At 40.2% G+C, this 19,857-nt stretch carries 19 protein-coding genes; 14 read left to right on the top strand and 5 right to left on the bottom strand.

Annotated elements, in window-relative coordinates:
- Positions 1-11 precede the first annotated feature (11 nt).
- The 7 genes from ACH8JV_RS06675 to recJ all read left to right on the top strand — a co-directional run bounded on the left by ACH8JV_RS06675 (position 12) and on the right by recJ (position 7,568).
- Positions 12-587 (top strand): TMEM165/GDT1 family protein, encoded by a 576-nt coding sequence (locus tag ACH8JV_RS06675; RefSeq protein ID WP_396520309.1) that lies wholly within the window; start codon positions 12-14, stop codon positions 585-587.
- 270 nt (positions 588-857) lie between these two features.
- Entirely contained in the window at positions 858-1,655 is a 798-nt protein-coding gene (locus ACH8JV_RS06670) for an MBL fold metallo-hydrolase (protein WP_004711495.1), read from the top strand.
- A 91-nt stretch (positions 1,656-1,746) separates the two neighbouring features.
- Positions 1,747-2,112: a YkgJ family cysteine cluster protein gene (locus ACH8JV_RS06665; protein ID WP_396520307.1), complete on the top strand. Its 366-nt coding sequence runs from the start codon at positions 1,747-1,749 to the stop codon at positions 2,110-2,112.
- A 135-nt stretch (positions 2,113-2,247) separates the two neighbouring features.
- Entirely contained in the window at positions 2,248-3,714 is a 1,467-nt protein-coding gene (gene guaB, locus ACH8JV_RS06660; protein ID WP_311069946.1) for an IMP dehydrogenase, read from the top strand.
- A 148-nt stretch (positions 3,715-3,862) separates the two neighbouring features.
- The gene (glmM, locus tag ACH8JV_RS06655; RefSeq protein WP_311087253.1) at positions 3,863-5,200 is read left to right on the top strand and encodes a phosphoglucosamine mutase; all 1,338 of its coding nucleotides are present in this window, start codon (positions 3,863-3,865) and stop codon (positions 5,198-5,200) included.
- A 10-nt stretch (positions 5,201-5,210) separates the two neighbouring features.
- Positions 5,211-5,867: a pyridoxamine 5'-phosphate oxidase gene (pdxH, locus tag ACH8JV_RS06650; RefSeq protein WP_046879663.1), complete on the top strand. Its 657-nt coding sequence runs from the start codon at positions 5,211-5,213 to the stop codon at positions 5,865-5,867.
- Positions 5,868-7,568 carry a single-stranded-DNA-specific exonuclease RecJ gene (recJ, locus tag ACH8JV_RS06645; RefSeq protein WP_396520305.1) on the top strand — a complete coding sequence of 567 codons (1,701 nt, stop codon included), beginning with the start codon at positions 5,868-5,870 and terminating at the stop codon, positions 7,566-7,568.
- A gap of 43 nt (positions 7,569-7,611) precedes the next feature.
- On the opposite strand, the gene ACH8JV_RS06640 is transcribed toward recJ, so the two are convergent.
- Complete coding sequence (locus tag ACH8JV_RS06640) at positions 7,612-8,379, bottom strand: putative porin (protein ID WP_396520304.1); 768 nt, start codon at positions 8,377-8,379, stop codon at positions 7,612-7,614.
- Between the two features lie 391 nt (positions 8,380-8,770).
- On the opposite strand from ACH8JV_RS06640, the gene prfB reads away from it, so the two are divergent.
- The 5 genes from prfB to ACH8JV_RS06615 all read left to right on the top strand — a co-directional run bounded on the left by prfB (position 8,771) and on the right by ACH8JV_RS06615 (position 13,620).
- A protein-coding gene (gene prfB, locus ACH8JV_RS06635) for a peptide chain release factor 2 (protein WP_099143691.1) occupies positions 8,771-9,866 on the top strand; the annotation gives its coding sequence in 2 pieces (ribosomal slippage) (positions 8,771-8,842 and positions 8,844-9,866; 1,095 coding nt in all).
- A gap of 199 nt (positions 9,867-10,065) precedes the next feature.
- Positions 10,066-10,368, top strand: coding sequence for a helix-turn-helix transcriptional regulator (locus ACH8JV_RS06630; protein WP_002053977.1), 303 nt, complete (start codon positions 10,066-10,068; stop codon positions 10,366-10,368).
- 28 nt (positions 10,369-10,396) lie between these two features.
- Complete coding sequence (locus tag ACH8JV_RS06625; protein ID WP_396520302.1) at positions 10,397-11,455, top strand: alkene reductase; 1,059 nt, start codon at positions 10,397-10,399, stop codon at positions 11,453-11,455.
- Positions 11,456-11,623: 168 nt separating this feature from the next.
- Positions 11,624-12,916, top strand: a complete 1,293-nt coding sequence (locus tag ACH8JV_RS06620; RefSeq protein WP_396520300.1) for a 3-deoxy-D-manno-octulosonic acid transferase — start codon at positions 11,624-11,626, stop codon at positions 12,914-12,916.
- Positions 12,913-13,620, top strand: coding sequence for a 16S rRNA (uracil(1498)-N(3))-methyltransferase (locus ACH8JV_RS06615; RefSeq protein ID WP_396520298.1), 708 nt, complete (start codon positions 12,913-12,915; stop codon positions 13,618-13,620). Before ACH8JV_RS06620 ends, ACH8JV_RS06615 begins: the two co-directional genes overlap by 4 nt.
- On the opposite strand, the gene ACH8JV_RS06610 is transcribed toward ACH8JV_RS06615, so the two are convergent.
- Together ACH8JV_RS06610 and ACH8JV_RS06605 are read right to left on the bottom strand one after the other, a co-directional pair.
- Positions 13,609-14,580, bottom strand: coding sequence for a mechanosensitive ion channel family protein (locus ACH8JV_RS06610; protein WP_004704965.1), 972 nt, complete (start codon positions 14,578-14,580; stop codon positions 13,609-13,611). The genes ACH8JV_RS06615 and ACH8JV_RS06610 overlap by 12 nt on opposite strands.
- A 113-nt stretch (positions 14,581-14,693) precedes the next feature.
- Complete coding sequence (locus ACH8JV_RS06605; RefSeq protein WP_343568922.1) at positions 14,694-15,269, bottom strand: DUF805 domain-containing protein; 576 nt, start codon at positions 15,267-15,269, stop codon at positions 14,694-14,696.
- 294 nt (positions 15,270-15,563) lie between these two features.
- Between ACH8JV_RS06605 and acs the strand changes: the two genes are divergently transcribed.
- On the top strand, positions 15,564-17,513 hold the full coding sequence (gene acs, locus ACH8JV_RS06600) for an acetate--CoA ligase (RefSeq protein ID WP_396520296.1): 1,950 nt from the start codon (positions 15,564-15,566) through the stop codon (positions 17,511-17,513).
- Between the two features lie 41 nt (positions 17,514-17,554).
- Here acs and ACH8JV_RS06595 read toward each other — a convergent pair whose 3' ends face one another.
- Positions 17,555-18,097, bottom strand: coding sequence for a cysteine hydrolase family protein (locus ACH8JV_RS06595; protein ID WP_396520294.1), 543 nt, complete (start codon positions 18,095-18,097; stop codon positions 17,555-17,557).
- 105 nt (positions 18,098-18,202) lie between these two features.
- On the opposite strand from ACH8JV_RS06595, the gene ACH8JV_RS06590 reads away from it, so the two are divergent.
- Positions 18,203-18,616: an Lrp/AsnC family transcriptional regulator gene (locus ACH8JV_RS06590; RefSeq protein ID WP_263614804.1), complete on the top strand. Its 414-nt coding sequence runs from the start codon at positions 18,203-18,205 to the stop codon at positions 18,614-18,616.
- Between the two features lie 92 nt (positions 18,617-18,708).
- On the opposite strand, the gene sfnG is transcribed toward ACH8JV_RS06590, so the two are convergent.
- A complete protein-coding gene (gene sfnG / locus ACH8JV_RS06585) occupies positions 18,709-19,821 on the bottom strand; it encodes a dimethylsulfone monooxygenase SfnG (RefSeq protein WP_396520292.1) in 1,113 nt (370 codons plus the stop codon).
- Positions 19,822-19,857 lie beyond the last annotated feature (36 nt).

The raw sequence follows: 19,857 nt of genomic DNA, 5'->3' as shown, positions 1-19,857 counted from the left end.
AGAGAACCGACATGCAAGAATTTCTGATTTCTACCTCGATTGTTGCCCTCGCTGAAATGGGTGATAAAACTCAATTGTTGGCACTTTTATTGTCTGCGCGTTTCCGTAAGCCAATTCCTATTCTCATTGCAATTCTTTTAGCAACACTCATTAACCATGGTATTTCTGCTGTGCTTGGGCAGTGGATTACGACCGTGCTCAGTCCTGAAATTTTAGTTTGGGTACTCGCCATTGGTTTCATTGGTATGGCGTTCTGGATGCTTATTCCAGATAAGCTCGATGATGAAACTGATAGTATTAATAAATGGCAAAAATTTGGTGTTTTTGGTGCAACCTTTATTTTATTTTTCTTGGCAGAAATTGGTGATAAAACCCAGATTGCAACTGTCGCTTTAGCTGCACGCTATGACAGTATTTTCTGGGTGATGCTGGGTACAACATTAGGGATGATGATTGCGAATGCACCCGCTGTATTTATTGGTAATAAATTGGCTGAACGTTTATCTATCTCACTCATTCATAAAATTGGTGCAGCTATTTTCTTTATTGTAGGTGTTTCTACGTTAGTACAACATTATTTCTTCTAAAATACTTTTCGCTTTATATAAAAACGCATTCATTAAGAGTGCGTTTTTTATTGAGTGTTTAAGTAGTTAAACTTCACGATACTGTTTATTTAAGGAGATGCTAGAGGATTACTCAATTTATTGATGATTCATTTATAGAATAAGAAAAGTAAAATCAATTTTAAAATATTATGAGAAATATCAATCAATTCATTGCAAGTGCTTTAGAACCCCTTTATTTTAGTAGGGATATAAAAATATCTAATATTTAAAGTTTTTTTGGGGAATTGTATGGGGTTTGAAAAAACAACATCGCAGATACTATTTGATAATGGCGTACATAAATGTATTAGTTTTACCAGTTTGGTGAAAGGGGAAGGTATACAAGCCAATCAATTTTTAATTATTGATCATGAAAGAGCAGCTGTTATTGATCCAGGTGGTGACTTGACCTATGTTCCATTAACGATGGAACTTAATAAATATACTCGTCTTAAAAATCTGGACTATGTAATCGCTTCACATCAAGACCCAGATATTATTACTTCAATGCCTCGTTGGTTGGTTTATACCGATGCTAAAGTGGTTGCCTCTAAATTATGGGCGCGATTTTTACCTCACTTAAATTCATCATTTATGAGTGAGCGTATGAAAGGAAATTGGGAAGACCGTCTCATTGAGCTGCCAGATCGTGGTCAAGTGATTCAATTGGGCGAATCAAAGCTTGTCATGGTTCCTGCACATTTTCTACATTCGGTGGGTAATTTTCAGTTTTATGATCCAGTTGCCAAAATTTTATTTTCTGGTGATATGGGGGCTTCTATTGTTGAAGATGCAAGTCAACCTCTCAAAGATTTTGATGCCCATGTGATGAAAATGAAAGCTTTTCACCAACGCTATATGTGCTCCAATAAAGTCATCCGTTTATGGGTCAACATGGTTCGTCAAATGGATATTGAGATGATTGTGCCTCAGCATGGGACTCCATTTATTGGCAAAGAAATGATTAACCAGTTTTTAGACTGGATTGAGACCTTGCCATGCGGTGTAGATTTAATGACTGAACAAATTTTCAGCTGTCCAACATAAAAAGTTAAGTCCAATATCTTGAGTCCAATTTGAAATTTTTTTAGGATTTTGCGTCACAGAAAAATTTTTGATGACGAGAATTTGAATAAAAATGTTATCTCAAGTTGCGACTCCAGATGAGTGCCTTCGCTGTGGGGCATGTTGTGCACATTTTCGGGTTTCATTTTACTGGGCTGAGGCCGAGTTCATAGATGAACATCTTGTTGAACCTTTGACACCCGTTTATTCGTGTATGCGTGGAACTAATCAGGCTCAGCCACGATGTCAGGCTTTGATGGGTGAAATTGGTAAAGAGGTGGGCTGTTCTATCTATGCTGTGCGTAGTTCTACCTGTAGAGAAGTACAGATTGCTGATGAACAGTGTAACAAAGCGCGCTTGGCGCACCAGCTGATTCCTCTGATTGAAGTAAGCCCAGCAGATTCAGAAAATGATCATGACTATGATCAGGTGAGTTAAATATGAGCTAACACGATAATAAGTGAGAAATATTTAGAGTAGGTGAATATCTATTGCTGAAAAAGGCAAAGATAATATGAAAATTGCATTGAAATTTGTTTATAATAGCTCACGGAATTTACCAGTGAGATTGTTATGCTGACCATCGTTCAAGAAGCGCTAACCTTCGATGATGTCTTATTACTTCCTGCCTACTCTACTGTTCTCCCAAAAGATGTCTCTCTAAAGACACGTTTAACTCGCGGCATTCATTTAAATATCCCATTAGTTTCAGCTGCAATGGATACAGTGACTGAGTCACGTATGGCGATTGCAATGGCGCAAAATGGTGGTATCGGGATTTTGCACAAAAACATGGATATTGCTGCTCAAGCTGCAGAAGTACGCCGTGTGAAAAAATTCGAAGCGGGTATGGTGAAAGATCCAATCACTGTAACCCCAGAAACTACAGTACGTGAACTTATTGCAATTACGGGCGCTAATAACATTAGCGGTGTACCTGTTGTTAAAGACGGCAAGGTTGTTGGTATTGTGACAGGCCGTGATACGCGTTTTGAAACTAACTTGGAACAACCTGTTAGTAACATCATGACAGGCCAAGATCGTTTGGTTACTGTGCGTGAAGGCGAGTCTAAAGAAAATATTCAAGCATTATTGCAAAAGCATCGCATTGAAAAAGTTTTGGTTGTTGGCGAAAACAACGAACTCAAAGGTTTAATTACGGTAACTGACTTCCGTAAAGCTGAGAGTTATCCAAACAGTTGTAAAGATGATCTTGGTCGTTTACGTGTTGGTGCTGCGGTAGGTACAGGCGTTGAAACACCAAGTCGTGTGGAAGCGTTGGTTGAAGCTGGTGTTGACGTTATTGTTGTTGATACAGCACACGGCCACTCTGCTGGTGTTATTGAACGTGTACGTTGGGTAAAACAAAACTTCCCTCAAGTACAAGTGATTGGCGGTAATATCGCAACTGGTGATGCTGCATTAGCATTATTAGATGCAGGTGCAGATGCTGTAAAAGTAGGTATTGGTCCTGGTTCTATCTGTACGACACGTATTGTGGCAGGTATTGGTATGCCGCAAATATCTGCGATTGACAGCGTTGCTAATGCACTGAAAGATCAAATTCCTTTAATTGCAGATGGCGGTATCCGTTTCTCTGGCGATATGGCAAAAGCGATCGGTGCGGGTGCAAGCACAATCATGGTAGGTTCACTTCTAGCGGGTACTGAAGAAGCACCAGGTGAAGTTGAATTCTTCCAAGGCCGTTACTACAAAGCATATCGTGGTATGGGCTCATTAGGTGCAATGGCTGGAGCAACAGGTTCTGCTGACCGTTACTTCCAAGACTCAAAAGCAGGCGCTGAAAAGTTAGTACCAGAAGGAATTGAAGGTCGTGTTCCATATAAAGGCCCAATGGGTAACATTGTTCATCAAATGATGGGTGGTTTACGTTCATCTATGGGTTATACAGGTTCATCAGTGATTGAAGACCTTCGCCAAAATGCGAAATTTGTGAAGATTACTTCAGCGGGTATGTCTGAGTCACATGTTCATGACGTAACGATTACTAAAGAAGCTCCGAACTATCGTGTTGGTTAGATTTTGGTAACCAAATCAATCAAGAAAGCCGTCAGTACACTGACGGCTTTTTGTTTTTGGTGTAAAGTAAATCTAATGAAAAGAGATATGGCAGAATGGCCATATATGAAATGAGCCACGGCTGAAGTGGCGTAAAATGAGATAAGCTATGAGTTATTTTGGAACGGATGGTATTCGTGGAAAATTTGGGCAAATGCCGATTACACCAGAGTTTGCTTTAAAACTCGGGTTCGCCGCAGGGAAGGTATTAAAACGAACGAGTCCAAAAAATAAACCGCTTGTGGTATTAGGAAAAGATACTCGTTTATCTGGCTATATTTTAGAGTCTGCTTTACAGGCGGGGTTAAATGCGGCTGGTGTATATGTTCATTTGCTTGGTCCATTACCGACTCCGGCAATTGCACATCTTACCCGTGCCTTACATGCCCATGCAGGTATTGTTATTTCTGCATCACACAACCCATATTTTGATAACGGGATTAAGTTCTTCTCAAGTGAAGGTAAAAAATTACCAGATTCATTGCAGGAAGAAATTAATAAAGAATTAGAAAAAGATTTATTTATTGAAGACACTGCGAACTTAGGTAAAAGTGTTCGTGTAAATGATGCAAATGGCCGTTACATCGAATTTTGTAAATCTACATTCCCATACCATTTCGATTTAAATAATTTAAAAATTGTTGTGGATTGTGCACATGGTGCAGCTTATAGCGTTGGGCCTTCAGTTTTTCGTGAGCTAGGTGCCAAAGTTGTTGCTCTCTACAACGAACCAGATGGTTTAAATATTAATGAAAACTGTGGTTCTACACATCCAGAAAGCTTACAAAAAGCAGTGGTTGAACAAGAAGCCGATTTAGGAATTGCTTTTGATGGTGATGCTGACCGTGTTGTGATGGTCGATAAGTTTGGTAACTTAATTGATGGTGACCATATCTTATATATTTTAGCAACTCAGGCGAAAAACAAGCCAGTAGGTATTGTTGGTACTGTTATGAGTAATATGGCACTTGAAGTTGCACTTGAAAAAGCAAATGTTGGCTTTGTTCGTGCAAAAGTTGGTGACCGCTATGTATTACAAGCATTAGATGAAAATGGATGGGTCACAGGTGGTGAACCATCTGGTCATATTTTAACGTTAGACAAGAGCACAACAGGTGATGCGATTATTGCAGCACTTCAAGTGTTAACGGTAATGGTTGAGCAGAATAAAGCGCTCCATGAATTGGTTCAGGGCTTTAAATTATTCCCGCAAGTGCTTGTAAATATACGTTTAGAACAAATGCTTGATCCATATTCTATTCCGGCATTAGTGACTGAGTTTAATAAAGCAGAAGAACAGCTTAAAGGACGAGGACGTATTTTAATTCGTAAGTCTGGAACTGAGCCAGTTATTCGTGTCATGGTTGAAGGTGATAACGAGCAAGAAGTAAAAACTTTGGCTGAACATTTAGCAAATGCAGTCCGTTCACAAGCACAAGTCGCATAAGGTGTATGGCATGAGTGATGTCATTAAAGACTTAAGTGAATTACGCTTAAGCTATGAACAAGGTGAATTGTACGAGACACAAGTTGCTAGCAATCCGCATGAACAATTCTTAGGTTGGTTTAATCATGCCTTAGCGGCTAACTTGCACGAACCGTATGCAATGTCGTTGGCAACTGCAAGTGCTAACGGTCGTCCGCATGTCAGAACTGTATTGCTACGTGGTGCGACAGAAGCTGGGTATGATTTCTATACCAATTATGACAGTCAAAAAGGGGCAGATTTGGCAGAAAATCCATATGCTGAACTGTTATTTTATTGGCCAAGTCTAGAGCGTCAGGTACGTGTGGGTGGATATGTTGTGAAGATTCCTGAACAGGAATCTACTGACTATTACCATAAACGTCCACGTGATAGCCAGATTGCAGCTCATATCAGTACGCCTCAAAGTGGAAAGATCGAAAGTCGAGAGTTGTTACAGCAGCGTTTCCAAGACTTGCAACAACAAGTTCAAAGCCGTGAAGTACTCGATAAGCCAGAGTTTTGGGGCGGATATCGTCTGCAACCAGACTATTATGAATTCTGGCAAGGACGACCAAATCGTTTACATGACCGCTTGAGTTATGAAAAAATCGACGGTCAATGGACATTGCACCGACTGATGCCTTAAATGACAAAAATACAAATTAAACAAAGACCTTTATTGACACGCCCTGAACAGTTTCAGGGCGTGCCTCCGTTTATTGCCGAGATTTTGGCAAGACGTGGAGTGCAGTCTGAACAAGAACTAGAGCTAAAACTTAAGAATTTGCTTGCGCCAGAGCTCAAAGGATTGGATGCTGCTGTCGCATTAATGGATCAAGCCATTGATGAGCAGAAAAAAATTGTGATTGTGGGGGACTATGATGCCGATGGGGCAACCAGCACAGCTTTAATGATGCTCGTGCTTCGCGATATGGGAGCACAAGTCGACTATTTGGTTCCAGATCGTTTTAAATATGGTTATGGCCTTACTCCAGCGATTGCTGAGCTTGCTCATCAAACTTATCAACCTGATCTATTAATTACGGTAGATAATGGAATTTCTAGCCATGCTGGTGTTGATGCAGCACATGCCTTAGGCATGCAAGTGATTATTACCGACCACCATTTAACGACTAAAGAAACCCCACTTGCTGAAGCGGTAGTAAACCCAAATCAATTAGGCTGTGAGTTTCCAAGTAAAGCACTTGCTGGTGTTGGCGTTGCTTTTTATGTACTTGCCAATTTGGCAAGTCTACGCAATAGACAAGGCAAAAGTACCAGTAAAGTCACCCAATATCTAGACTTAGTCGCTTTGGGAACCTATGCCGATGTGGCTGTTCTAGACTATAACAACCGTATATTGGTCGATGCTGGTGTAAAACGCATTCAGCAACATCAGTGTCGAGTAGGAATTTTAGCTTTACTCGATATTGCTGGTCGGGAAGCAACTTCAATACGTGCACAAGATTTAGGATTTGTGCTTGGGCCACGCATTAATGCAGCAGGGCGTATGGAGAGCATGCGCATCGGGATCGAGTGTTTATTGGCAGACTCTATGGAAACTGCGTATCCAATTGCTCAGCAATTAAATCAGTTAAATATAGATCGTCGCCAAATTGAAGGGGAGATGAAGCAACAAGCTTTATCGGCCTTAGATACTCTGCAACTTTCACAGCAAGATATTCCTGCGGCACTTGTTCTATTTGAAGAAAATTGGCACCAAGGCGTCATTGGTATTGTTGCGGGGCGTTTAAAAGAGCAGTTCCATCGACCAACGATAGTTTTTGCACCCGATGAAGACGGCATTCATATTAAAGGTTCAGCACGTTCCATTGATGGGGTGCACATTCGAGATACCATTGAACAAGTTGCCGAACAACATCCTGAATTGGTGAGCCATTTTGGTGGTCATGCGGCGGCAGCGGGCTTGACTATACGTAAAGAAAACTTTGAAGCCTTTAAAACGGTATTTAATAACTGTGTGGCTGCGATGGATGAATCAATCTTTCAAGCGACATTATGGACTGATGGCGAGCTACCTGTTTCTGCTTTGCAGTTAGATACCTTGAACTGGATTGAGCAGTTAGGCCCGTGGGGACAAAAATTTCCGCTGCCTCAATTTGAGGGACATTTTAAAGTTATCGATTTCCGTTGGCTCAAAGAGACACATTTAAAGCTTAGACTGGCGATAGATCAATACAGTTTCGATGCGATTGCTTTTAATGCAGCAGGTCGCTTCGACTTTGACCCTATGCGTGACCATGTACATCTGGTCTATGAAATAGACCGTAATGTTTTTAATGGAAATGTGAGTTTACAGCTGCGAATTGTGCATTTAAATCAATAAAAAAATCCGCTCAATTGAGCGGATTTTTTTAATCTAGGTAAGATTAGAAGCGGTATGCTGCACGAACACCATAAGTGTTGTCGTTATCACCGAAACCAATACGACCTTCAAGACTTACTTGCTGATTCAAGAATTTTTTAGCATTAATGCCCCATTCGTCTTTATCAGTTAAGTCATTGTTGTAGTAGTCCACACCTAAACTTAAAGTTTTATCGATGTAGTAGTCACCACGAACTTTATATTCGTCAAGGTCACCAAACGCGCCATAAGCTTCAAGGTTTACGTCATGTTGACCAACTTGAGTTACGTATTTCGCACGAACGGTAGGGTCTGCGCCATCTTTACCGTCTTTTTCGTCATAACCTTTAACACCTAAAGCAAGCAACAAACCTGGTGCTGGTAAGTAACCCACTTCAGCAGCATAAGTTGTAACTTTCTGGTCGTAGTTCGAATTGTCGATTTCACGTTCATTTCTGCCTACATCACCGCTAAGGTAGAAGTCAGTGTTAGGAACATAATATTCAACACCTACGCCATATTGAGTATCTTTAGTACCGCTGTTATCGCCATAGTTAACGTGTGCGTTAACGTTGCTTGCACGGTTTAAGAATGCTGCTTCAGCAAGCGGTGAATTACGTGTTTGAACAGGGTTAAAATAATAAGTCCCATCAACACCGAATTTACTTACGCTGCTGCCGTTATCTGGATCAAGATAAGTGTAAGAACCACCAACTTCAGCTTGGTAAGCGTTTGCTGCGCCGCTTACTGCAAGCGCAGATAAAAGAGCTGATGCAATTGCTAGTTTTTTCATGGAATCTCTCCCCTCTAAAAACGATTTTATAAATGTTTTGTTACAACTTTTAGTCTAGAGCAAAATCAATTAGCGTCAATCTTGCACAAGTAACCGTACTGTAACCATGTGCTTTTTTTGTAAATATATTTAATTTAAAATATTGATTTTTAAATATAAAAACATAATGTTTTATTTTATTAAAATTGAGGAGATTTTGTGTAGAAACTCAAAAATGCTGGAAAAGTACCCAATTTTGTATGGGGATGTTACGAGTAAAGCTTAAAATCTTCTGAAAGGAATAAAAACTTTTTAAATTGAAAATATGAGTTAAAGATTAAAGCAGGTTCGAAGATAACCATAGCTATGATAAAATATTCGACTGTTTATCTGCTTTTATGGGAACACTCGCGTGGAAATTAATCCTTATCTAAACCAATTGAAAGACTTAACTGATCGTAGCCAAACACTACGGGGGTATCTTTGACTACGATCTGAAAAAAGAACGTTTAGAAGAAGTTTTACGTGAGTTAGAAGACCCTGCGATCTGGAATGATCAAAACCGTGCTCAGGCAATGGCAAAAGAAAAGGGCGAACTAGAAAACGTTATTAATGTATTAGATGGCTTATCTACACAGCTTGAAGATGCCAAAGCAATGCTGGATTTAGCTGTTGAAGCTGATGATGAAAGCTTGCTGGTAGATGTGCAATCTGAGCTTGGCGCTGCCGAAGAAGAATTAGCAAAACTTGAATTCCGCCGTATGTTTAGCAACCCAATGGACCCGAATCCTTGCTATGTCGAGATTCAGGCAGGTTCAGGCGGTACAGAAGCACAAGATTGGGCTTCAATGTTATTACGTATGTATATGCGCTGGATTGAACGTCACGGTTTTAAAGCAGAACTTATGGAAGTCTCTGATGGTGATGTAGCAGGTATCAAATCTGCAACGATTCGTGTTGAAGGTGAATATGCATATGGCTGGTTACGTACAGAATCAGGTGTACACCGTTTAGTACGTAAGTCACCCTTTGACAGTGGTAACCGCCGTCATACGTCATTCTCTGCGGTGTTTATCTCACCGGAAGTTGATGACAATATCGAAATCGATATTAATCCTTCTGATGTTCGTACTGATACTTACCGTGCATCTGGTGCAGGTGGTCAGCACATTAACAAAACAGATTCAGCAGTTCGTTTGACACACATCCCATCTGGTATTGTGGTTGCGTGTCAAAACCAGCGTTCACAACATGCGAACCGTGATCATGCATGGAAACAGTTACGTGCAAAATTGTATGAACTAGAAATGCAAAAACGTAATGAAGCAGCTCAAGCACTTGAAGACTCGAAGTCTGATATTGGTTGGGGTAGCCAAATTCGTTCTTATGTACTTGATGACTCTCGTATTAAGGACTTACGTACAGGTGTTGAAAACTCAAATACTGGTGCAGTTCTTGACGGTGATCTTGATCGCTTCATTGAAGCGAGTTTAAAGCAGGGGTTATAAGAGTCTTTTGAACTTTTAGTTCTTTTAAGCTCTTAAATTTTTAGCGATTAAAACGGCAAAGCAGTTCAGTGATCGGAAGTTAATCGGAAAAATACGATATGAATATCGAAAAAAATGGATATGAATATCGAAAAAATGCGATATTATGTTTTCGAAATGCTGAACAAAGCTTTGTTCGTTTAAAAGACGTGTTGAGCCTATGGATATTGATGCAATTAGCAAAGCCCTAGCCAATCCTCTGCGTCGGCAGATTCTGCAATGGTTAAAAGAACCTGCGCATTATTTACCGGTAGAAGAGTGTGGTGGTAGTTTTGAAAAAGGGGTTTGCGCAGGTCATATTGAACGTTTGGGTAAAGTAGCTCAGTCTACAATGTCCAATCATTTGTCTGTATTACAGCAGGCCGGTCTCATTCAGGTCCAAAAATATGGACAATGGTCTTATTTTTCACGTAACGAAGCTTTGATTCAGCAATATATCGAACATTTAAAACAAACACTTTAAAACAAATAAAGTGTAAGTCGAGGCGATCATGGCTGAACTCAATACTCCCTTAACAGTTGGTGATTTTGAAATTAAAAATCGACTGGTAATGGCCCCATTAACACGTGCACGTAGTGGCGAAAGCCGTGTTCCAAACGACTTAATGGTGGAATATTATCAGCAACGTGCAAATGCTGGTCTCATTCTCACTGAAGCAACAGTGATTGGTTCAAAAACTGTGGGTTATGCAGACACTCCTGGACTATGGTCACAAGAGCAGGCACAAGCGTGGAACAAGATTATTGAAGCAGTTCATGCGCAAGATTCAAAAATTGTAGTTCAACTTTGGCATGTGGGCCGTATTTCAGATCCTGAACTTTTGGATGGCGATATTCCGGTTGCACCAAGTGCAATTCAACCTGCGGGTGAAGTGAGTTTATTACGTCCTAAGCGCCCATATGTAAAACCACGTGCGCTTTCAATTGAAGAAATTCAAGAAGTTGTTGCTCAGTATAAACATTCAGCAGAGCTGGCTAAAGCAGCAGGTTTTGACGGTGTTGAGTTACACGCTGCAAATGGTTATTTAATTGACCAGTTCCTTCAAAGTAATACCAACCAACGTGATGATGAATATGGTGGTCCGGTTGAAAACCGCGCTCGTTTATTATTAGAAGTGGTTGATGCCTTTATTGAAGTGTGGGGCGCTGGCCGAGTAGGTGTACATATTGCACCGCGTGGCGATTCACACGATATGGGTGATGAAAACCCGTTAGCAACATTCGGTTATGTGGTTGAGCAATTGAGTCAACGTAAGGTAGCTTTCATTTTCTCTCGTGAATATGAAGCTGCAGATAGTATTGGTCCGCAATTACGTCAAAAATTTAATGGTGTATGGATTGCTAATGAAAACCTGACACCAGAATCAGCAAAACGTATTTTGCGTGAAGGTCAGGCAGATGCGGTATCTTTTGGCAAGGCTTATATTGCGAACCCAGATCTTTTACAACGTTTAGAGCAAGGTCTACCATTAAATGAACTTCAACCAACGACTTTATATGCTAAAGGCGCTGAAGGTTATACGGACTATCCTGCTTTAGAAGCTTCATAAAATCGTTATTTTGTTTAAATTTATTATTTGCTGAACTTACTCTTTTGTGAGTTCAGTCAATGACTTTTCTTGTATATGGTAGAGTTTAGGTATCGAAACTCTGCCATTTTTTTTATCTATGTTATATTTTCCCCAGTTTTTAAATTTTGACTATTTGAGGCAAACCGCTTGGCGACCCCATTTTGGTACAACACAGCACTCCATTTATTAAAACCGTTTTATCGCTGGCGGATAAAAAGACGTGCAGAAAGTCTGGAATTATATCATCAGGAATGTCTGGAAAGATTTGGGCCGTTTGAAGATCCGAAGAATGTAAAAGCCATCTGGTTTCATGCTGTTTCAGTCGGGGAAACCAATGCTGCACAGCCACTCATTGAGCACTATCTCAAACTTGGGCAGCCAGTTTTAGTGACCAATACTACAAAAACAGGTCAGGCTCGTGCCAAGTCACTTTTTTTAAAAGAACCCTATCTAGATTTATTCCAAGCGGTTTATTTGCCTGTAGACCAAAAACCGCTTTTAAAACAATTTTTCGAATCATATCAACCGAGACTTTTGGCACTAGTTGAAACAGAGCTTTGGCCCAATTTAATTGATCAAGCCAAGTTACAGCATGTACCATGTTTATTACTTAATGCTCGTTTATCTGAAAAGTCAGCAAAGGGTTATAGTAAAGTCTCAAGTTTAACTGCCGGTATGTTAAAGCAAATCGATTGGGTATTAGCGCAAGATAGTGCAACCCGTCAGCGTTATATCGAGCTTGGTTTAGACGAGCATAAAAGTCAGGTGGTTGGAAATATTAAATTTGATATTCATGCACCTGAGGCTTTTATTAAGCAAGCTGCCCAATTGCATCAGCAGTGGTATTTGGAAAACCGTCAGGTTGTGACGATTGCCAGTACACATGCACCTGAAGAACAACAAATTTTAGAAGCACTTGCGCCTCATTTAAATTCCAATCGTGAGTTGGTATGCATAGTTGTGCCTCGTCATCCTGAACGCTTCGATGAAGTATTTGAAATTTGTCAAAATTTAAATTTAGTTACGCATCGTAGAAGTATGGGGCAAAGTATTCATGCCAGTACGCAGGTTTATTTGGCCGATAGCATGGGTGAGCTTTGGTTATGGTACGCTTTAAGTCAAGTGTGCTTTGTAGGTGGTTCTTTAAATGAGCCGGGTGGTGGACATAATATTTTAGAACCTATGGTTTTAAATGTACCTACAGTGGTGGGGCCGCGTTATTTCAACTTTCAAACAATTGTCGATGAGTTCATTGATGAAAATGGTGTACTGATTGCTCAAGATGCACAGCAGGTCGTTGATATCTGGTTGGCTTGTCTGGCAGAACCTGAAGCTACTGAACAGCTCGTTACACAGGCGCATAAAGTATTGCAGCGTAATCAAGGTTCGCTACAAAAACATATTGGGGTGATTAACCGGTATTTGGCCGAAAAACCATGAATATTGTTTTACTAGAACCTGAAGATACTCAGTCAGAAATCTGGTCGATTCATTCAAAGCGTCAATTACAACATTTACGTGAACATCTTGATATTACGGTTGGCCAAAATCTGAAAGTTGGTATTCGTAATGGCACGCGTTATGTCACAGAAATTGTTTCGATTGATGAGCAAGAAGTGTGTATACGCCCTATTCGTGAAGAAGCAGTACCGGCAAAACTTCCAGTTCATTTAATTGTGGCTTTACCAAGACCTAAAGTTTTGCGCCGTTTAATTATGGATAGTGTGACTTTAGGTGTTGAAAGAATCAGTTTGATCCATAGTTATCGCGTTGATAAAAGCTATTGGCAAACTCCATTTTTACAGCAAATAGATAACTATGTGACGCTTGGACTTGAACAAGCAGGTGACACCATCGTTCCTGAAGTTCAGATGTATAAACGTTTTAAACCTTTTGTTGAAGACGTTTTGCCAACACTCATTTCAGAAGAATCTCCTGCCTATGTGGCTCATCCTTATGCTGAGCAGAGTATGCCAAGTAACATTGACCATGCTTGCAGTATTGTCGTGGGGCCCGAAGGTGGTTTTATTCCCTATGAAATTGATTTACTCACAAAAAACGGCTGCCAAGCTGTGAGCTTAGGCAACCGTATTTTAAGAACCGAAACGTCTATTTCTTATATTTTAGGTCGTTTATTTAGCTGAGTTCTCCGCATTCAATGGCAAATGATTTGCAGCCATTTTTAACTCCTGAATTGGGTAAGGAATATTAATGCCATTTGCATTGAAGGCTTGTTTTACTTCGGCTTGAATAGTGCTTGTAGATGATGAAATATCTGTCTCAGTGGTGTTAATCCACCAGCGTACCGTAAGGTTAACCGAGAAGTCGGCTAGAGCTGTCACGTTAACCGAGAAAGCAGGCTGACTCAATACATTTCGGTCATTATTGAGAATATCTAAAATAATTTGTTTCGCTTTTTGCTCATCGTCGTCATAGCCAATTCCGACCACAAACTCGCAGCGTCGTTGTTGATAGGCTGTATTTACCGTTAAGGCACTTGTATAAACAGTTGCGTTTGGAATAACAATACGACGGCCATCTGGCGAGCGTAAGAAGGTTGCACGAATCTGAATATCTTCAACAGTCCCTTCAAGTGAATTTACAACAATTGAATCGCCAATACGGAATGGCTCGCTCAATAAAATCAAAATACCCGAGAGCAAGTTTTGGAAAATATCTTTAAACGCAAAACCAATTGCGACCGAACCAATACCTAAGGCACTCATGAGTTGGCCCGGTGTGAACCCTGGAATCATAATGACGAGAGCAATTAAGAAACCAAAGAATAAAATTGTTGTACTGCCGACACGGTTTAAAACAAGTACCAGATTTTGGCGAGTATAAGAGCGATTTTCTAAAGTCTTACGAACAAAGAACTTAAATAACTTGGTCAATAGCCAAAAAATAATAAAAACGGTAATCGCAATGCAGATATAAGGTACACGTTCCCAGAAACTATCTACAATTTTGTCGATAGTGGTATATGCATCATGATATTTCTCGGTATGTGCTAAAACCGTTTGAGTGGTTTTAGTGCCCGCTTCTTGCAACAGTTCGCCTGTATTTTTTGCAACATCCGTTAAGGATTTTTGTTCATCAGCCACGACAAGTCTCGATTGAATAAATTCATGAAAGCGATTTTCAGCTTCCATCATAGTAGGAGATAAAATGTGCGCCTACTATAATGAGTTCAACTAAATAATAAAGTGTTTTTTAATTAAAAGTATTGCGTTCCTTTTTGTAAGATTTGTGTTGGTGTTTCTAGGGTGTCAGTCCCAGAGAAATAATAAAAAAATCCTGCTGTGGAAATGAGACTAATTAAAATAGCTAACAAAATAAGCCAAGCCATCAGTTTTTCTATAAATGTTGAAGGTCGAGCTGGACCATATTGATTGGTGCCTGCTGTACCAGAGGCAAGCAGTAGATAGATCATGAAAAAGAACTGTATGACTGGAATAAATAACAGCAGCCCCATCCAGCCACTTTTATTTAAATCGTGTAAGCGTCTAACAACCAGAACAATATTTAAATAAATCAAAAATAGCCAAAAAGCCCAGACGACTAAAGCACTTACGCCAGAAAGAGAACTGTAAAACTCAAAATTAAATAGATTACTTGAAAGCTGAAAACTTCCAAGAAATGAGGCCAAAATGAAATAACCTATGAGGGTGACTAAATAAATTAGGCCATAACCACCCAAATAACTCATGCGGTTAAAGCGACCACGAATTGAAAAAGGACTGTCTTTAAATGGAAGTTGAGGTGGACGTGAAGAGGGCGTTTCGGCAAACATATTATTTTATTCCTGTGCTGCGTCTAAAAGGTAAAATAATCTTTGTTGATGGTCAAAACCATCAAAACTTAAAAAAATTATAAAAGTAAAAGCTATAGACAAATGTTTTAAATCAACTTAATTTTATAAAAATGTTCACAATTTCGTATGCTTGAGTAAGTGATTAATATGTGACCAAAGTCGGATTGTCTAGGCTTTGAAAGAGTCATCATACTGAAAAGGCATACAAATAAGATCCAGTAAAATAATAGCCACAGTCTCGAGATGGGATGCACAAGATCAAGGAAGTTGCGTATGAATGAGATCTATCCAGTACCAGAGGAATTTAAAAAAACAGCTCGTACTGTTGAAGCAGACTACTTTAAACGTTATCAACACTCTATCGAGAACCCAGATAAATTCTGGGCAGAGCAAGCTAAAATTGTCGATTGGATAAAGCCATTTACCCAAGTTAAAAATACCAGTTTTGATAAAGACAATTTCAAGATTGAATGGTTTGCCGATGGTGAGTTGAACGTGTCAGCAAACTGTTTGGACAGGCATCTTAAAGAACATCCTCATAAACCTGCAATTATTTGGGAAGGGGACCATCCTTCTCGTCATAAAATTGTTTCTTATAAAGAATTACATGATGAAGTCTGCCGCTTTGCCAACGTTTTAAAGAAATATGGCATTGGTAAAGGTGACCGCGTTGTGTTGTATATGCCAATGGTGACAGAAGCGGCAATTGCCATGTTAGCCTGTGCTCGTATTGGTGCGGTGCACTGCGTGGTATTTGGTGGTTTTTCGCCAGATTCATTGGCAAGTCGTATTGAAGACAGCCAAGCTAAACTGGTGATTACCGCAGACTCAAGTCTACGTGCTGGCAAACTATTACCCCTTAAAGAAAACGTCGATTTGGCTTTAGCATTGCCGGGTACCGAGTGCGTTGAAAACGTGATTGTGGTTTACCGCAATGCAAACCCGATTGAAATGAAACCTGGTCGTGATTTGTGGTATCACCTCATTATTATGGAGGTAGATGCAAACTGTCCTCCAGAACCAATGAAGGCAGAAGACCCTTTATTTATTCTCTATACTTCGGGCTCAACAGGTAAACCGAAAGGTGTGTTACATACCACGGGTGGTTACTTAGTCTATGTAACCAGTACCTTTAAAGAGGTCTTCGATTTAAAACAAGATGACGTGTATTGGTGTACAGCTGATATTGGCTGGATTACAGGGCATAGTTATTTGATTTATGGACCACTTGCAAATGGTACGACGACCTTAATGTTTGAGGGCGTCCCTCAATATCCAACATGGGCACGTCTTGGTCATGTGGTCGATAAACACAAAGTCTCTATTCTATATACAGCGCCAACTGCGATTCGTGCCATGATGCGAGAAGGCGATTCGTATGTACGTGAAAGTAACCGTAGCAGCCTGCGTTTGTTAGGTTCAGTGGGTGAACCTATTAACCCTGAGGCTTGGAATTGGTACTACAACGTTGTTGGTGAAGGCCGCTGTCCAATTGTTGATACATGGTGGCAAACCGAAACAGGCGGTATTTTGATTGCTCCATTACCGGGTGCAACAGCCTTAAAACCGGGTTCGGCAACGCGTCCGTTATTTGGTATTCAACCCGCAATTGTAGATGGCGAGGGCAATGAGCTAGAAGGTGCCGCTGAAGGTAATCTAGTCATTAAAGATTCATGGCCGGGTCAGATGCGTACCATTTGGGGCGATCCTGATCGCTTTATCGAGGCGTACTTCTCAACCTTTAAAAATACTTATTTTACAGGTGATGGTGCTCGCCGTGATCAAGATGGTTATTACTGGATTACAGGCCGTGTTGACGATGTCTTAAACGTTTCAGGCCACCGTTTAGGTACGGCTGAAATTGAAAGTGCTCTTGTTTCGCATGAATCGGTAGCAGAAGCAGCCGTAGTAGGTATGCCGCATGATATTAAAGGTCAGGGTATTTGTACTTTTGTGACCTTACAAGCGGGAGTTCCAGAGTCGGAAGAACTGCGTAAAGAGTTAATTAACTGGGTACGTAAAGTACTTGGGCCAGTAGCTTCGCCAGATGCCTTGCACTGGGCGCCAGCATTACCAAAAACCCGTTCGGGTAAAATTATGCGCCGTATTTTAAGAAAGATCGCGGCAAACGAGCTTGATAGTTTAGGCGATACTTCAACCTTGGCGGAACCTGCTGTGGTAGATCAGTTAATTGCAACGGTTTATCCTGATAAGCAAAACTAATTTTAAAAAGCCCCAAATGGGGCTTTTTTTATTAAGCTCGATTAATAGTTTGCTAAAAAGTCAGCAGTATTTTGTACATTTGCAAACGTACTAAGCGCAGTTAAAAACGCAGTTTGTACATCTTCAGCTTTTGCAGTCTTTCCAGCATAGCTTAAATCACGTGTTGCGGTAGCATCTGCAATTAAGATGGGTTGATAGCCAAGTTCTTTCGCTGCGCGTGTCCCTGAATCAATACACATATGAGTCATCATACCTGTAATCACGAGTTGCTCAATTTGATGTGCTTTTAAAAGTTCATCTAAATTGGTCTCTAAAAAACTATTTGGATAATACTTTGTTACAACCAATGAGTCATTGTGAACATTGAGTTCAGGATGAAGTAACACTCCATCTGTATTTTCTTGAAAGAAGCTGGCTTGTGGCGGGTTAATATGCTGCACATAAATAATGGGTAAGTTTTTCTCGTTAAAATATTGTTCCAGCTGCTTTATTTTATCGAGCGCTTGATCTGGCCCAACCAATTCCATTTTGCCATTTTTAAAATAATCATTTTGAACATCGATAACTAACAGTGCTTGTTTCATGAGAACACTCTTGTTGATATGAGATAAAACAAGGTTATTCTCTGTCAGTAAAATCGGCTATAGTCCTATGAAAGCATTAACGCTAGTTTTCTTTCGCCATGAAAAATGAATATTGAATTAGACCCGATTGATCTAAAAATTATTGCATTACTCAAACAAGATTCCCGTCTGACAAATAAAGAAATCGGGCAGCGAGTTCACCGGACGGGGCAGGCTGTGGGTGCTCGAATTGCTCAGTTAATGGATGCTGGGGTTATCAAAAACTACACCATTGCCGTTCACTATTCGTATAAACAATTTATTCATTTACATTTAAATGAACAACGCGCTTTTGAAGAAATTGAAAATTTAGTGAAGCAATACGAACAAATCGATGAATGCTTTAAAGTCATGGGCAATGCTTGTTATATGATTGTCAGTCATTTTGAACCTGCAGCATTAAATGAATTTATTGAGGTTCTTTCAAAATGGTGCCGATATTCGGTTGAAACAGTCGTTCGAGAAGTTGAGAAACCTTAAAAAATAAAAGCTCCAAGCCGAGTCTTGGAGCCAATAAAACTTTATTTTAATTTGTTGTTTTTATTATCTTGCGCTGTTTTAACTGGAGTTTTTTAGGCTGATTTCGCTTGGATTTCTACCTCCTTTTCCTGTTGAAGTTCTAACTGACGAACGAGCGGCAGAACTTTTTCTCCGAAATATTCCACCTCTTCAATAAAGTGTAAGAATCCGGAAAGTACCAAATCGACACCTACATTTTTAAGCGCCACAATACGCTCTGCAATTTGCTGAGGTGTACCAATTAAATTGGTTTTAAAGCCATCGTTATATTGCACTAAATCTTCAAAAGTTGATTTTGCCCAGTTACCTTCTTGTTCTGGTGAGGCTGCACCTGCTTCACGTGTTGCATCGCCAAAGGCATTTACAGCTTCAATGTTGGCTTTATCAATAATTTCTTGAAGTACCGCTTTTGCTTCTTCTTCGGTATCTCTAGCAATAATGAACGCATTTACACCAATTTTGACGTGATGGTTATTGGCTTTTGCTTTGGTACGAATGTCTTCTACTTGTTTTTGAATTTCTTCGACGGTATTGCCGTTAGTGAAATACCAGTCAGAAACGCGAGAAGCCATATCACGTGCAGCACGTGAGCTACCACCTTGGAAAATTTCAATATAAGGCTTTTGCAAAGGTTTCGGTTTAAGCGTGTAGTTTTGGAACTGGTAGTATTTACCATCGAAACTATAGTTGTCGGTGGTCCAGATCCCTTTTAGCGTGCGAATAAATTCTTCAGAGCGGACATAACGTTCGTCATGCTCAGGCCACTCTTCACCAATCGCATCAAACTCGCCTCTGAACCAGCCACTCACCACGTTAATTGCAATACGGCCTTGAGTTAAATAGTCAATTGTAGCCAGCTGTTTAGCCGCAAGTGCCGGTTTCCAAGGGCCGGGCAGAATAGCCGCAATCACTTTAAGTTTCTCAGTTTTTGCAAGTAATGCATGACTGAAACTCACAGATTCATGCTGGTTTTCTGCCCCATAGCCCGCCGTAAAACGAATTTGAGTGAGCGCATATTCAAAACCATTGTTTTCGGCTGCCTGTGCAAGTCGAACATTGTAGTCATAACTCCAGTCTGTACGCTGTTCGATGTTACTTACGACAAGGCCACCGCTTACATTTGGTACCCAATAAGCAAATTTAATCGGTTGTTGTAATTGCGTCATGGTGCGCTCTCCCCATTCGTTATTTTTATTTAGCCA

Source organism: Acinetobacter sp. ABJ_C5_2 (assembly GCF_044538485.1).
In the GTDB taxonomy this organism is placed as follows: Bacteria; Pseudomonadota; Gammaproteobacteria; order Pseudomonadales; family Moraxellaceae; genus Acinetobacter; species Acinetobacter nosocomialis_A.
This window is presented reverse-complemented; position numbering and strand designations above follow the sequence as displayed.

Coding starts and splice junctions, on each gene's coding strand:
- ACH8JV_RS06675 (WP_396520309.1), top strand. CDS start 12: ATGCAAGAATTTCTGATTTCTACCTCGATTGTTGCCCTCGCTGAAATG.
- ACH8JV_RS06670 (WP_004711495.1), top strand. CDS start 858: ATGGGGTTTGAAAAAACAACATCGCAGATACTATTTGATAATGGCGTA.
- ACH8JV_RS06665 (WP_396520307.1), top strand. CDS start 1,747: ATGTTATCTCAAGTTGCGACTCCAGATGAGTGCCTTCGCTGTGGGGCA.
- guaB (WP_311069946.1), top strand. CDS start 2,248: ATGCTGACCATCGTTCAAGAAGCGCTAACCTTCGATGATGTCTTATTA.
- glmM (WP_311087253.1), top strand. CDS start 3,863: ATGAGTTATTTTGGAACGGATGGTATTCGTGGAAAATTTGGGCAAATG.
- pdxH (WP_046879663.1), top strand. CDS start 5,211: ATGAGTGATGTCATTAAAGACTTAAGTGAATTACGCTTAAGCTATGAA.
- recJ (WP_396520305.1), top strand. CDS start 5,868: ATGACAAAAATACAAATTAAACAAAGACCTTTATTGACACGCCCTGAA.
- ACH8JV_RS06640 (WP_396520304.1), bottom strand. CDS start 8,379: ATGAAAAAACTAGCAATTGCATCAGCTCTTTTATCTGCGCTTGCAGTA.
- ACH8JV_RS06630 (WP_002053977.1), top strand. CDS start 10,066: ATGGATATTGATGCAATTAGCAAAGCCCTAGCCAATCCTCTGCGTCGG.
- ACH8JV_RS06625 (WP_396520302.1), top strand. CDS start 10,397: ATGGCTGAACTCAATACTCCCTTAACAGTTGGTGATTTTGAAATTAAA.
- ACH8JV_RS06615 (WP_396520298.1), top strand. CDS start 12,913: ATGAATATTGTTTTACTAGAACCTGAAGATACTCAGTCAGAAATCTGG.
- ACH8JV_RS06605 (WP_343568922.1), bottom strand. CDS start 15,269: ATGTTTGCCGAAACGCCCTCTTCACGTCCACCTCAACTTCCATTTAAA.
- acs (WP_396520296.1), top strand. CDS start 15,564: ATGAATGAGATCTATCCAGTACCAGAGGAATTTAAAAAAACAGCTCGT.
- ACH8JV_RS06595 (WP_396520294.1), bottom strand. CDS start 18,097: ATGAAACAAGCACTGTTAGTTATCGATGTTCAAAATGATTATTTTAAA.
- ACH8JV_RS06590 (WP_263614804.1), top strand. CDS start 18,203: ATGAATATTGAATTAGACCCGATTGATCTAAAAATTATTGCATTACTC.
- sfnG (WP_396520292.1), bottom strand. CDS start 19,821: ATGACGCAATTACAACAACCGATTAAATTTGCTTATTGGGTACCAAAT.